Genomic DNA, 12,676 nt, shown 5'->3' on the forward strand with positions numbered 1-12,676 from the left:
TGGAATCCTTAAAGATTTATTTCCGGAATTTTAATATGTTTAAGAAACTCAGAGGTCTTTTTGCAAATGACCTGTCTATAGATCTGGGTACTGCCAATACGCTTATATATGTCAAATCAAAGGGTATTGTACTGAATGAACCGTCAGTGGTTGCCGTCAGTGATGAAAGACGTGGCGGTTCGATGACATCCGTAGCTGTCGGACGGGAAGCCAAGCAAATGCTGGGAAAAGCTCCTGAGAATATCAAAGTGGTTCGTCCGATGCGCGACGGCGTTATTACGGACTGCAAATATACGCAGAAGATGCTGGAAGAGTTTATGCGTATAATTCAGCATAAAACCAACAGATTTATGGGGATAATCAAGGGATCTCCGCGGGTACTGGTATGTGTGCCTTACGGATCTACCCCAGTGGAAAGAGCTGCTATCAAGGCGGCAGTAAAACGTTCTGGCGCCAATGAGGTATTTCTGATAACCGAACCCATGGCAGCAGCGGTGGGGGCAGAGCTTCCGGTAACTGAGGCCAAAGGATCTATGGTTATTGATATCGGCGGCGGTACTACGGAAGTGGCTATTATCTCGCTGGGTGGGGTGGTTTATGCAGCTTCTGTCAGAACTGGCGGGGACAAGCTGGATGAGGCTATTATTTCCTATGTCAGAGACAAGCACAGAATTGAAATTGGCGAAGTCACCGCCGAGAATCTGAAGATCCAGATTGGCTGTGCCAGCGAGAATGATGAGGATGAGAAGCTTTCTATGGAAATCCGAGGCCAGAGCATCATTAATCAGGTGCCCATGTCGGTAACCATCACCTCCGAAGAAGTGATGGAGGCTATTCAGGATCCTCTGAAGAATATTCTCGGAGCGGTTCAGGATGCCCTCAGCAATGTTCGTCCGGAGCTGTCTGCCGATATTTCCGATCAGGGGATGGTTCTGACTGGAGGCGGGGCTCTTTTGCGTAATCTGCATCGTTTGATTTCGGAAAAAACGAATGTAAACGTCCGGGTTGCCAAAGATCCGCTCACCTGTGTTGCCAGAGGCGGTGGTGCAGCACTGGAGCTCTATGATTCTACCGGATATTCGCTGTTTGAACGCGGGTAACCGAACCGGTATAGCCCCTTATGATGGGGCTTTTTTGTTTTGAGGTCCGTGGGTAATGGTTGATAAGCTGAGTTATTTTGGAATTTCTTCAACTGCCAGGTTCATTATCTGCGGTATTTTTTCGCTCATACTCATAGTGTGTGATTCCCATTTTAATTACTTCAGGGATCTCCGTTATACTCTCGAAAGCTGGCTTACTCCAGTCTATTATGTTGCCAATATGCCTGTGGTATTCGGAAGAGGAATTTCCGAAAGTCGCTATTCTTATCAGGAGCTTTTGCGGGAAAACAATTTTTTGAAACGGGAGATTTCTGATATCAGGGTTGACCTGCTGCGCTATGACAGTCTGGTGGAGGATAACGAGCGTTTAAGACGGCTCAGCAATTCCCCTATACAGGATGATTTTCGCAAAATCGGGGCTGAGGTTATCATGGTTGATACCAACCCTTTTTCTCTTACAGTGATGATTAACCGGGGAACGGATGACGATGTTTATGAAGGTCAGCCGGTGGTTAACGAGGAAGGAATTGTCGGTCTGGTAATCAGTGTTTCTAAATCCACCAGTAGGGTGCTCCTGATATCGGATCAGAATCATGCTGTGCCAGTTGTAGTTCTGAGAAACGGTATTCGGGCCATTGCATCGGGAACTGGAGTGGTTAATGAGCTTAGTATTATTAACATGCCCAGAAATGTGGATATCAGGGAAGGTGATCTTCTGGTAACCTCTGGACTGGGTGGAAAGTTTCCCCGAGGATATCCGGTAGCTAGGGTCTCAACATTTGACCGTCGGGAAGGGGTGCAGTTTGCTGAAATCAAGGCACAGCCCACGGTTTTTCTGGATCGCCTGAGACACATGTTTCTGATATGGGTGCCGGAATCCCAGAGGGATCAGTTTTATTCCGGAGTTGCTGATGTCGGGGATCGGAATAAAACTGATTCGCAGAATGGTGAAAACAATAAATCCGGAGGTAATTAATGAATATCAGACACGCCGGTGTTTTTGTTGTTATATGGGGTTCGTTATTTATCGGTCTTCTGTTATCCCTGGTAAAGCTTCCGGCAGAGGCTGATATTTTTTCACCGAATTATGTGGTATGCGTGCTTCTGTATTGGGTTATTGTAGTTCCCGAAAAAGTAAATGTCGGAATTGGCTGGCTTACCGGACTTTTTTTCGATTTCCTTCTGGGGGCGACTTTGGGCATCCATGCTGCAGCTTTTGCTTTTATGTCATGGATTGTTGCCTGTCAGTTTAAAAATATTCGTTACTATTCGTTGATTCAGAAGACCATCGTTGTTGGGGCGGTTAACTGTCTGGGACAGTTTCTCCTTTTCTGGGTGGAGCATATCTTTGGGGTGGTAACAGTGGATTATCAGGTATTCTGGTCATGTCTTTCCACAGTGTTACTTTGGCCGTTGGTGTATCTTGTTTTAACTTTGATTTACGAAGCGGTATCTCCGAAAAGTGCTCTTGAACTGTATGACTACTGAACTGATATTGGCTTCCGGCTCTCCTCGGAGACGTGAGATTCTTGAAAAGCTGGGATTTGTTTTTCGTGTACTTAGACCCGAAATCGATGAATCTCGCCATGATGGGGAATCCCCTGAGGCGTATGTGAGACGTCTCTCATATGAAAAGGCCCGGGCAGTTCAGAAATTCCCCGGTGTATCTCCTTTTACTGTTATTCTGGCAGCTGATACCACTATTGACTTGGATGGTGATGTTATCGGAAAACCGGCCTCAAAATCTGATTTTTTTGAAATAATGACACGGCTGGCCGGAAATACTCACCAGGTTATTACCGGATTTACGGTACTCTGTGGCAGGGATACTCATATTGAGACAGTGGTGAGTCAGGTTAGCTTTTGCCGGCTTACTCCATTTGAGATTGAATGGTATTGGAATACCGGTGAGCCATGCGACAAGGCTGGCGGATATGCGATTCAGGGAATTGGCCGTAAATTTGTCAGTGATTTTCATGGCAGTTTCAGCAATATTATCGGTCTGCCAGAAGATGAGGTTCTTCGGGGACTCTCCGGATTTGGTGTTTTTCCTTCTGGGGGGCATGGATGAGAGTTTTGTTCATTGAGGATATTCCGGGATCCTTCAGGGCAGGAATAGCTGACGACGGAATCCTTACGGATTTCGTGATAGCTTCTGGAGAGTGTTCGAAATCAGTGTATCCCCGCAGGGGGGCTGTATATTGCGGCAGGGTAACGAGAGTTATCCCCGGTATGGCTGCTTTTGTGGATATTGGCGATTCCCGGGCAGCGTATCTGGAGCCGGGAAAAAATGGTTTTTCTCAGGAAGTTATTCCTGGTGGCCATGTTCTTGTTATGGTGGAAAGAGAGCGTGTAGGTTCTAAAGGGTGCCGGCTTTCATTGGAACCGGTGATTACCGGAAGGTATCTGGTGCTTGAGTCTGGGGCAGGCCAAAATCGTATATCACGGAAAATTCCATCTCCCAAAAGAGATTTAATCACAGAAATTGCTGACCGAATGGTGGATAACCATGTTTATAAGTATCCAGGACATTTTGTGATTCGGACAGCGGTTGCCGAAATCCCGGATCAGGATATTTTTGATGTTCTAAAGACTGAGGCCAATTATCTTTATGAGGTTCTCGGCAATCTTAAAAGCACGGCCTGTGCTTCCGGCCGGGTCGGTCTTCTTTACGATAGTCCGGATGCAGCTGAATGTCTGGTAAGAGACAATTCTTTAGATGCCATAGTTGTAAGTTCAAAGGAGTCTTTCCGCAGATTTTCTGCAGTTACTGAGAAATATTTTCACGATTATCCATGGGGGCCTGAACTCAGGATTTTTGAAAGAAGTGAGCAGGAACTGCTATTTGATAACTGCGGACTGGATATTCAGATTCAGAATTCTTTTCGGAGAACATGCAGTCTTTCCTCCGGCGGAGAAGTTGTTTTTGATGAGGCAGAAGCTCTTACGGCTGTGGATGTTAATTCAGGAAGCGCAATTTCAGGATCTTCTGATGAAGAAAAAGCTTTTATGGTCAATAAGGAAGCGGCTATGGTCATTCCGTCCCAGATCAGGGTACGGGGAATAGGCGGTATCATAGCGGTTGATTTTCTTAACATGCGTAATAATATGCACAGATCCGAAATTTTGCGCATTTTAAAAACTCTGCTTAAGAAGGATTCGCTGGTTTCCCGGGTTTCCGATTTCTCCGAGCTGGGGATTGTGGAGATTTCCCGTATGAGAGTTCACGACAGCAATCTTGTGCACCATTCTGAAGTGTGTCCGCTGTGCCATGGCTCTGGGAGACTTCCGGATGTGGATATGGTTCTTGGGGCTATTTCCCGGGAATTGTTCAGGAGAAGTGTAGCGTATCATGATTATGAACAGATTCTGATTCTGAAAGACGGACTTCTGAGTTTTTTTCGGTCCAAAAATGGTCGTTCATTTTTAGGGAGGCTTTCTTCTGAATTGGGGATAACTGTTGTTATTAGGGAAATGACAGGGGATTCCCGGGACTCATGGGCAATTATTTCCGGTAACAAAAATCAGAGTGTGCAGTAATTTGCAATCAGCAAAGTCCGCAATTTCAGTCCGGGGCAGACAGTACCCGTTTGGTTTAAAATGTTTTTTGGAATGCTGTTTCCCGGGAACTCTCAATCAATGGGGGAATCAGCGTTTTGGCAATTAATCGGCACTGTTTTGCAAAACTAAGGTAAAACGTTTGCGCTGTCGCTTTTTTACGGATATTCTGACAGCCCGAAAATGCAGTAAACAGGAGTACCACCGCAATATGTCCTTTGATTCCTCACAGGCACTGATTTCCTATGTTGAAGATCATTTGCTTAAAGCAAATAATCTTGATATTTCCTATATTGAAAAAATGCTGGGACGTCTTAACAGCACAAAAATTGATTTCGGTGATATATATTTTCAAAAAAAGATTAGCGAGTCATGGTCGATAGATGACCAGGCTGTTAAAAACGGCAGTTTCTCAATAGATCAGGGCTTTGGCGTCAGATCGGTTCTGGGTGAAAAAACAGCCCTTGCCTACTCTGATGAAATTAATGAAAGAGCCTTGCATCAGACGGTACGTGCCGCCAGAAGCGTATCCAAGCAGGCAGGTTCTGGAGAGGCTAAGATTGATTTTTCCAAAGGATATCGGGTACGCATAAAGGATCAGTTTGATCCCATAGGCTCCATGTCGCGGGATCTGAAAGTTTTTATCCTGCGGGAAATGGATTCTTTCGCCAGATCTCTTGATCCCCGGGTGGTTCAGGTGATGGCTTCACTAACTTCATCGGACAAAGAATTTCTGGTGGCTAATACTGACGGAACACTGGCGGCTGATGTAATTCCCGGGGTTAGTCTGTCGTGCTCTGTCATAGTTGAGGAGAACGGAGTTCGCGAGAATGGCTCCAGTGCTTCTGGTAAAGCTTCGGATTTGAATTTTTTCCAGGAGGACGTTCCGGTGATTTCCATGGATTTTATCAGGGGGATTTCTCCTGACGCGGTATCCGGAGCGACGGAAAAACGTTATCTTGCCATCGCCAGGGATGCGGTCAGGAACGCACTTGTAAATCTCAGAGCACGTCCAGTTGAGGCTGGGGAGCTTACTGTAATTCTGGCCAGCGGCTGGCCAGCGGTTCTTTTTCATGAAGCTGTAGGACATGGTCTTGAGGCTGACGCGGTCAGAAAAAGTACTTCAGTGTTTGGCGGAAAAATCGGGGAACAGGTGGCATCGCCACTGTGTACGGTTATTGATTCCGGTATTATCAGCAATGGTTCAGGTTCCTTTAATGTTGACAGCGAGGGAACCCCGGCTCAGGAGAACGTTCTTATCGAAAACGGCATTCTTAAAGGATATATGTATGACCGGAGCAATGCCATGCTGATGGGGGCAAAATCAACTGGTAACGGGCGTCGCATGGATTACGACTGCTGTCCGATTCCCAGAATGACCAACACCTTCCTTGCTCCCGGTACAACACCAAGAGAGGACGTCATTGCCAGTGCGGATCACGGTATATATGCCGTGAATTTCCAGGGCGGTCAGGTTGATCCCTCAACTGGAAAATTTACCTTTTCCATGAGCGAGGCTTATGTTATCGAAAAGGGGCAGGTTCTTTATCCAGTAAAAGGAGCCACTCTCATTGGAAACTGTATTGATGCCCTGAAACAGGTGTCGCTGGTGGGTAACAATCTTTCATTTGACAGGGGGAGCGGAGCCTGCGGCAAGGAAGGACAGTCCGTAAGAGTAGGGATCGGGATGCCTACCATAAGACTCGACAGTATAACTGTGGGTGGTACTAAAGGCTGACAAGCAGCCTTGCTTCCTGTCCCGCGAACTTCTCATTATTCATAGTTCAGGACGCTTTGGGTGATGTGTGTCCAGTCCCCTTTTGGGACACCGGAGCTCCTGATTACTTCTACTTGCGGGAGTTGATGTACTTTTCGGCATCCGGAACGCCGCCCAGGTTTTCAACTTTTGAATAACCTGCCTCATTGAGAGCTGCCTTGGCGATTCCCGCTCTTTTGCCGCTTCTGCAAAATACGTAAATATTGTCATCCTTGGAAATGTTCTGCTTCTGAACTCCTGCCACAATATCGGTATGGACGATGTTTACACTTCCGTCAATATGATATTCCTGATATTCCTGGGGGCTTCTGACGTCGATGTAAATGTCTGCCGCGAATGCGGGACACAGTGTCAGGATGCTGGCGATAAACGCTATTTTTTTAATCATGCTGATATTCCTCACCTTGATAAACAAAAGTTAAATTGTCTGCCGTTTGCCACGAGAACTTTTTTCTGAAGAACGGCATTGTCATGTCAAATCACATTATAGGGAAACTGGATCCTATTCCCCGTTTCCGGACGGATTATCGGAACCGTCTCTGAGATATTTAAATAGTTCCCGGTAAAAACGTTTTTCCCCAGCAGGGTTTTCCATTTCCATGCGGGCTCGTGTTGTCAGATTCCGCAACTTCTGCCGATCGTATTCCGGATGCTCGCCAATAAGCCTGTTTATGGCTGTCATGCCTTCGTTTATCAGACTGTCCCGCAGTTCTTCAAGTCTGTGAAATGCTGCATTTCCGGCTACGCATTTGCTTTGAATGGCCTCCAGAGCGGTATTTATGGCGTCGACTTCAGATTCATCCAGAGAGCGCATCAGGGATTCAATGTGCAGAAATTCCCGGCGGAGCTCCTCCGATCTTGGCTTCAGCTTTTTGGCATGAAGACAAGCTTCTCTGAAGCTGTCATGATCGCCGAACGGAATTCTGTTAAACTCTGATTCGGAAAGAGAGACAAGCTTTTTTCCGATATCCCGGAGCTGGTGAGAATGTCTTTTACGGGAGCTTCGGGACACCCATCCATCGTCAGTGTCTGTCTCGTGGTAAAAATTATTATGATCTTGTTGCATTGGTTCAATATCCTGACTTGATTTTAGTGTATTCTATCAGACACTTCAGAGACACAGGAATTTTTTACAATGAAAGAACGGATTTTGGCAGAAAAAAAAGATCTTGAACTTATTGCGGAGATGGCAGTCGATTTTGCTCGCTGTGAGGGGGCTGATGAGGTGGTGGTCAAGATGAATAAGAGTACCGGTCTTGACGTATCCTGCCGGCATGGAGAGCTGGAAAACATCGATTTTAATAAAAGTCGCAGTCTTTCTGTCAGTGTGCTTAGAAATCATCAGAAAGGATATGCTAGGACTGCGGATTTTAGTGATGGAGCAATCAGGGAAACAGTACGGGCGGCTCTTTCAATCGCAAGAACCACTATGCCGGATCCTTTTGCAGGACTTCCGGAAAGGGATGAGTTTGCCTGGGAGCCTGAAGATTTTGATATTCTTCATCCGGAAGAGCCAGATCCGGACGATTGTCTCAGGACGGCGGTCAGACTGGAGGAGCTTGCCATGTCCCGGGATCCTCGCATTACTGATTCGAGAGGAGCCGGGGTTTCCAATCACTATGGAATGAATATCATGGTGAATTCTGCAGGTTTTATGTGCAGTGAGGCCAATTCCTATTTTTCCAAATCGGTATGTGTTATGGCTGATGACAGTACCGGAAGACAGACAGGGGCCTCCTACACCAATGCTGTTGACAGCCGTCTTCTTCTTTCTGATGATTTTCTGGCTCGGGAATCGGTAAGGGAGGCCATTGAATGTATTAATCCCCAAAAAATTCCTACCTGTACCTGTCCGGTGATTTTTCGGTTCGACTGTGCTCCGGAGATTATATCACCGGCAGTAGGTGCGATTTTCGGGATGAATCAGTACTATAAGTGCTCTTTTTTGCAGGATTGCCGTGGAAAGCAGGTTTTTCCGGAATGGTTTACCATGAGTTCGGATCCCAGGGTTCGGGGTCATATTTCAGCTCTGTACTGTGACAGTGAGGGGGTGGCCACCCGCAGGTGTGATCTTTTCAAAAAGGGGGTGGCTGTTGATTATCTTCATTCCTGTGTCAGTGCCCGGAAGCTTGGTGAAAAAACGAACGGTCATGCCGGAGGTGCACTGGGAATTGTTACTTTGTCAGATGAAAGGGGCCCAAAACAGAGTTATAAAGATCTTTTGCACAGCATGGACAAGGGGCTTGTGGTAATCAGTACCATGGGACAGGGTATTAATACCATGAATGGAGATCTGTCAGTCGGGGTTACCGGCTTCTGGGTTGAAAACGGTGAAATTCAGTATCCGGTGTCCGGGATAACCATCGCAGGTAATCTGAAAAATATGTATCAGGGAATCCGCGGCATTGCTGATGATGCAGATGAGAGGCAGCGTTTCAGGACGGGCTCTGTTATGATAGACAGAATGACCGTTGCTGGCGGAGAATGATGTTTTCACGTTCTTGTTTTCTGCTTTCGGAGTTGAATTGTACCTTAAAGTCTAAAAGCTGGTACATACAGATTTTTTTTTGCAAAAACAGCTGTCTCAAATTAAAATCTGAAATGGTTCGTTTGGGGTTTTTGTGATATTCAGGAATTGTTATGAAACGTGAAATGTCCTTGGAGTTTTGCCGTGTTACCGAGGCGGCTGCTTTGGCTAGTTATCACTGGCTGGGCAGAGGAGACAAGAATGCTGCCGATGATGCTGCGGTGCATGCCATGCGCTATATGCTTAACGGAATAAAGATGAGCGGTGAAATAGTGATTGGCGAAGGCGAGATCGATGAAGCTCCCATGCTCTATATCGGAGAGGCAGTAGGTGAAGGAGGAGATGGTGTTGATATTGCTGTGGATCCGATAGACGGTACCAGAATGACTGCTTTGGGACAGGCTAACGCAGTAGCAGTCCTAGCGGCGTGCGACAAGGGCGGTTTTTTGAAAGCCCCGGATATGTATATGGAGAAGCTGATTGTCGGGGCGGGGGCGAAAGGCGCGATTGATCTGAATCTGCCACTTAAGGAGAATATCGAAAATATTTCCCGGGCTATGGGAAAGCCGTGCAGCGAGCTTACCTGTGTAACTCTTGCAAAACCCCGTCATGAAAGTGTCATTAAAATGATGCATGAGATGGGGCTTAAGGTTTATGCCTTTCCTGACGGGGATGTTGCTGCATCAATACTTACCTGTATGCCCGACAACGATATCGATTTTCTTTATTGTATAGGCGGAGCCCCGGAGGGTGTTATCAGTGCAGCAGCAGTTAGGGCTCTTGACGGCGATATGAATGCGCGTCTTCTGCCACGGGATGTGGCCAAAGGAGCTACACCTGAGAATATTGAAAAGGGCAGGGAAGAATCCAGGCGCTGCCAGGAGATGGGAATTAATCCGGGGACTGTTCTGCATATCGAGGAAATGGTTCGCAATGACAGTTCCATTATTTCTATCACCGGAATTACTGACGGCGATCTGGTGTCGGGAGTAACTCTTAACGGTTCTCTGGCACGCACTGAAACTCTTCTGATTCGCAGTTCATCCAGAACCATACGCAGAATCAATTCTCTGCATCAGCTTAACAGAAAGTCCAGCACTCTGTATGAATTGGTGTTCGGAAAGGAAAAAGATCAGACTTCGTTATAGGGGATAGGATAACCCCACTGTACCGACAGGGGATGCATGACGAAAGGAATCGGCATCCCCTTTAAATTTGTCACGTAACAGTCAGGAAAATTCTTCGACAGCAGATTAATCGCAGTCTTCTTCGTCATCATCAAAATCCTCCCGGTATATAAATACCAGAGGATCATCCGGAGATTGTACAAACCCTTGCATGCCCAGAAAATAAATCAGGCCATCCTGCTCATTTACTGGCACGGTTTTAATGTCGAAGGATACCGTATTGAACCCGCTCTCAATAATGTAAGCGCAGGTTTCTTCTATCAGATATTTGCCGACGCCTCTTCTTCTGGTAATGTCCCGAACCTTGAGGTAGACGATGCTGTCGTTTTTTGATACGGAAATGCCTACAACACCGTCATTGAACACGGCCGTGTGGACATCTCCCATTTTTTTGAGTTCAGAATAAGCAAGCGGAGTAATGAGCTTGCCAAGACTTTTTTCCCATAACGCATCCGGAGTATGGTTATGGAAAACTGTTAATCGCATATTCCTGTTTTCCTAAAGATATAAAAAGGTTCGCCCGTAATATTTTATTAAAGACACGAACCGCCGGTTAGAATATAAACCATATTTCAGGGCAGATCCATATTCACAGTGAAAATGACACTGTTTTTGTGTGGTGGACACAGATAAAAAAGCGCCTCCCGGTTGTGAAGAGGCGCTCATGTTTTGTTATATGTCAGTTGCCTGGCTGGGGCAAAAAAAACAAATTACTCGTTTACCAGCTTAAACAGAGGTTTTCCGGTCATTTCGGGCGGAATTTCCATTCCGGTGAGAGAGAGAATGGTAGGGGCTAAATCCGAAAGCCGCCCCCCTGATACTGCCTCGGCCTTTCTGCCAAAGTATATTAAAGGTACCGGAAGGTTGGTATGAGCAGTATATGCAACCCCGGTTTCGAGATCCTTCATGCGTTCAGCATTGCCATGGTCAGCAGTAATAAGACACTCTCCGCCTACCTTTTTCAGAGATTCGACTACACGACCGATACAGTGATCTACGGCTTCACAGGCTTTCACGGCGGCTTCATATACTCCGGTGTGTCCTACCATGTCGCCATTAGGATAATTGCAGATAATAACATCATACTTGGCACTTTCAATTGCAGCGCAAAGCTTGTCGGTGAGTTCTTCGGAGCTCATTTCGGGCTGGAGGTCGTAGGTGGCTACCTTGGGACTCTGTACCAGAATTCTGTCCTCTCCCGGGAATACGGTTTCCACACCGCCGTTGAAAAAGAAGGTGACGTGAGCATATTTCTCGGTTTCGGAAATTCTGAGCTGGGTTTTTCCATGTTTGGACAGCCATTCACCAAGAGTGTTTACCAGATCTTCGGGAGGATAGGCACAGGCTGCATGAATATCTGTGGCATATTCGGTCAGCATTACGAAGTTAATGGCCGGGCGAGCCTTGCGAGAAAAACCGCTGAAGTCGTCATTGGCAAAGGCACGGGAGATCTGGCGGGCACGGTCAGCACGGAAGTTCATGAAGAGCAGGGTATCACCGTCGTTCATCTTTACCGGATCGCCGATAACGGAAGCCTTGATGAACTCGTCGTTTTCATCACGGCCATAAGCAGCGTTGAGAGCGTCAGTGGCAGTGGCGAAAGGTTTAAATCCGGAGATGGCCTGGGTGAGCAGATCGTAGGCCTGCTCCACGCGATCCCAGCGGTTGTCACGATCCATGGCGTAATAGCGGCCTACCATGGAGGCGAAACGTCCGGTACCGATTTCCTTGAAAAGAGCCTCGAAACCGTCAATGGAACTCTGGGCACTTCTGGGCGGAACGTCACGGCCGTCAGTGAAGGCATGGAAATATACCTTCTTGGCTCCCTTCTGAGCCAGCAGTCGGAATACGGCCTTGATCTGATCTTCGTGGCTGTGCACTCCTCCCGGAGACATCAGTCCCATTACATGAACAGCACCGTCTTTTGCCAGAGTGGCATCAATTGCCTCGTTGAAAGCCTTGTTTGTAAAGAAATCGCCGTCGCTGATGGATTTGGCAATCTTGGTAAGATCCTGGTAAACGATACGGCCGGCACCGATGTTGGTGTGCCCGACCTCGGAATTACCCATCTGTCCGTCAGGAAGACCTACATCAATACCCGATGCCTGAATATCAGTACTGGCGTAGTTCTTTGCCAGCGCGTCAAGATTCGGGGTGTTTGCATTTGCCACGGCATTAAATTCCCTGACCGGATTGTCGCCCCAGCCATCCATGATTATAAGTGCAAAAGGTTTCTTTGCCATTTTTATTCCTTCCTGATAGTAACGGTGTACACCACCTTTTTCAACCCGAACATTTTACACCAAAACATGAGATTTCGGAGAGATGGGAGAGGAGAGGCTCTTTAACCCGGCTGGTGCTTTTTAATCCGGATTTGGTGATGACTGCTGTTGCGGTGTTATACGGAATAAGCTACGGGACCTTTTAAGTATTTTTTTGCAATACCATTTTCTTTTTGTTTGAGGGATGTCATTAAAAATCATTGTTCATTAAAGTATCATTACTCCCATGATGCTGTGTATGCATT

General features: G+C 46.8%; 12 protein-coding genes. 8 read left to right on the forward strand and 4 right to left on the reverse strand.

All coding sequences use genetic code 11. The features are described from left to right. Positions 1-35: 35 nt before the first annotated feature. From F557_RS0102545 to tldD, 6 genes are all read left to right on the forward strand, one after another. Positions 36-1,100, forward strand: a complete 1,065-nt coding sequence (locus F557_RS0102545; RefSeq protein ID WP_019000686.1) for a rod shape-determining protein — start codon at positions 36-38, stop codon at positions 1,098-1,100. A gap of 55 nt (positions 1,101-1,155) precedes the next feature. Further along, complete coding sequence (gene mreC / locus F557_RS18525) at positions 1,156-2,076, forward strand: rod shape-determining protein MreC (RefSeq protein ID WP_019000687.1); 921 nt, start codon at positions 1,156-1,158, stop codon at positions 2,074-2,076. Then, positions 2,076-2,588: a rod shape-determining protein MreD gene (gene mreD / locus F557_RS0102555; RefSeq protein WP_019000688.1), complete on the forward strand. Its 513-nt coding sequence runs from the start codon at positions 2,076-2,078 to the stop codon at positions 2,586-2,588. Before mreC ends, mreD begins: the two co-directional genes overlap by 1 nt. Further along, on the forward strand, positions 2,578-3,171 hold the full coding sequence (locus F557_RS18530; RefSeq protein WP_019000689.1) for a Maf family protein: 594 nt from the start codon (positions 2,578-2,580) through the stop codon (positions 3,169-3,171). The genes mreD and F557_RS18530 overlap by 11 nt, the downstream gene beginning before the upstream one ends. Continuing rightward, entirely contained in the window at positions 3,168-4,640 is a 1,473-nt protein-coding gene (locus F557_RS0102565; RefSeq protein ID WP_019000690.1) for a ribonuclease E/G, read from the forward strand. The genes F557_RS18530 and F557_RS0102565 overlap by 4 nt, the downstream gene beginning before the upstream one ends. Positions 4,641-4,869: 229 nt before the next feature. Beyond that, positions 4,870-6,396, forward strand: a complete 1,527-nt coding sequence (tldD, locus tag F557_RS0102570; protein ID WP_019000691.1) for a metalloprotease TldD — start codon at positions 4,870-4,872, stop codon at positions 6,394-6,396. Between the two features lie 109 nt (positions 6,397-6,505). Here tldD and F557_RS0102575 read toward each other — a convergent pair whose 3' ends face one another. Together F557_RS0102575 and yjgA are read right to left on the reverse strand one after the other, a co-directional pair. Further along, entirely contained in the window at positions 6,506-6,823 is a 318-nt protein-coding gene (locus F557_RS0102575) for a rhodanese-like domain-containing protein (RefSeq protein WP_019000692.1), read from the reverse strand. Positions 6,824-6,937: 114 nt separating this feature from the next. Then, a complete protein-coding gene (gene yjgA, locus F557_RS0102580) occupies positions 6,938-7,501 on the reverse strand; it encodes a ribosome biogenesis factor YjgA (RefSeq protein WP_019000693.1) in 564 nt (187 codons plus the stop codon). 69 nt (positions 7,502-7,570) lie between these two features. Between yjgA and F557_RS0102585 the strand changes: the two genes are divergently transcribed. Together F557_RS0102585 and glpX are read left to right on the forward strand one after the other, a co-directional pair. After that, positions 7,571-8,923 (forward strand): metallopeptidase TldD-related protein, encoded by a 1,353-nt coding sequence (locus F557_RS0102585; RefSeq protein ID WP_019000694.1) that lies wholly within the window; start codon positions 7,571-7,573, stop codon positions 8,921-8,923. Between the two features lie 152 nt (positions 8,924-9,075). Further along, positions 9,076-10,110 carry a class II fructose-bisphosphatase gene (gene glpX / locus F557_RS0102590; RefSeq protein WP_019000695.1) on the forward strand — a complete coding sequence of 345 codons (1,035 nt, stop codon included), beginning with the start codon at positions 9,076-9,078 and terminating at the stop codon, positions 10,108-10,110. Between the two features lie 105 nt (positions 10,111-10,215). Here the strand turns inward: glpX and F557_RS0102595 are convergent, their stop codons facing one another. Both F557_RS0102595 and gpmM read right to left on the reverse strand, forming a co-directional pair. After that, on the reverse strand, positions 10,216-10,635 hold the full coding sequence (locus tag F557_RS0102595; RefSeq protein ID WP_019000696.1) for an acetyl-CoA sensor PanZ family protein: 420 nt from the start codon (positions 10,633-10,635) through the stop codon (positions 10,216-10,218). A 224-nt stretch (positions 10,636-10,859) separates the two neighbouring features. Further along, on the reverse strand, positions 10,860-12,398 hold the full coding sequence (gpmM, locus tag F557_RS0102600; protein WP_157617730.1) for a 2,3-bisphosphoglycerate-independent phosphoglycerate mutase: 1,539 nt from the start codon (positions 12,396-12,398) through the stop codon (positions 10,860-10,862). Between the last annotated feature and the right edge of the window lie 278 nt (positions 12,399-12,676).

It is taken from the genome of Succinimonas amylolytica DSM 2873, from assembly GCF_000378405.1.
Classification (GTDB): Bacteria; Pseudomonadota; Gammaproteobacteria; order Enterobacterales; family Succinivibrionaceae; genus Succinimonas; species Succinimonas amylolytica.

Excerpts from the sequence above, each read along its gene's own strand:
- F557_RS0102545 (WP_019000686.1), top strand. The coding sequence starts at position 36 with ATGTTTAAGAAACTCAGAGGTCTTTTTGCAAATGACCTGTCTATAGAT.
- mreC (WP_019000687.1), top strand. The coding sequence starts at position 1,156 with ATGGTTGATAAGCTGAGTTATTTTGGAATTTCTTCAACTGCCAGGTTC.
- mreD (WP_019000688.1), top strand. The coding sequence starts at position 2,076 with ATGAATATCAGACACGCCGGTGTTTTTGTTGTTATATGGGGTTCGTTA.
- F557_RS18530 (WP_019000689.1), top strand. The coding sequence starts at position 2,578 with ATGACTACTGAACTGATATTGGCTTCCGGCTCTCCTCGGAGACGTGAG.
- F557_RS0102565 (WP_019000690.1), top strand. The coding sequence starts at position 3,168 with ATGAGAGTTTTGTTCATTGAGGATATTCCGGGATCCTTCAGGGCAGGA.
- tldD (WP_019000691.1), top strand. The coding sequence starts at position 4,870 with ATGTCCTTTGATTCCTCACAGGCACTGATTTCCTATGTTGAAGATCAT.
- F557_RS0102575 (WP_019000692.1), bottom strand. The coding sequence starts at position 6,823 with ATGATTAAAAAAATAGCGTTTATCGCCAGCATCCTGACACTGTGTCCC.
- yjgA (WP_019000693.1), bottom strand. The coding sequence starts at position 7,501 with ATGCAACAAGATCATAATAATTTTTACCACGAGACAGACACTGACGAT.
- F557_RS0102585 (WP_019000694.1), top strand. The coding sequence starts at position 7,571 with ATGAAAGAACGGATTTTGGCAGAAAAAAAAGATCTTGAACTTATTGCG.
- glpX (WP_019000695.1), top strand. The coding sequence starts at position 9,076 with ATGAAACGTGAAATGTCCTTGGAGTTTTGCCGTGTTACCGAGGCGGCT.
- F557_RS0102595 (WP_019000696.1), bottom strand. The coding sequence starts at position 10,635 with ATGCGATTAACAGTTTTCCATAACCATACTCCGGATGCGTTATGGGAA.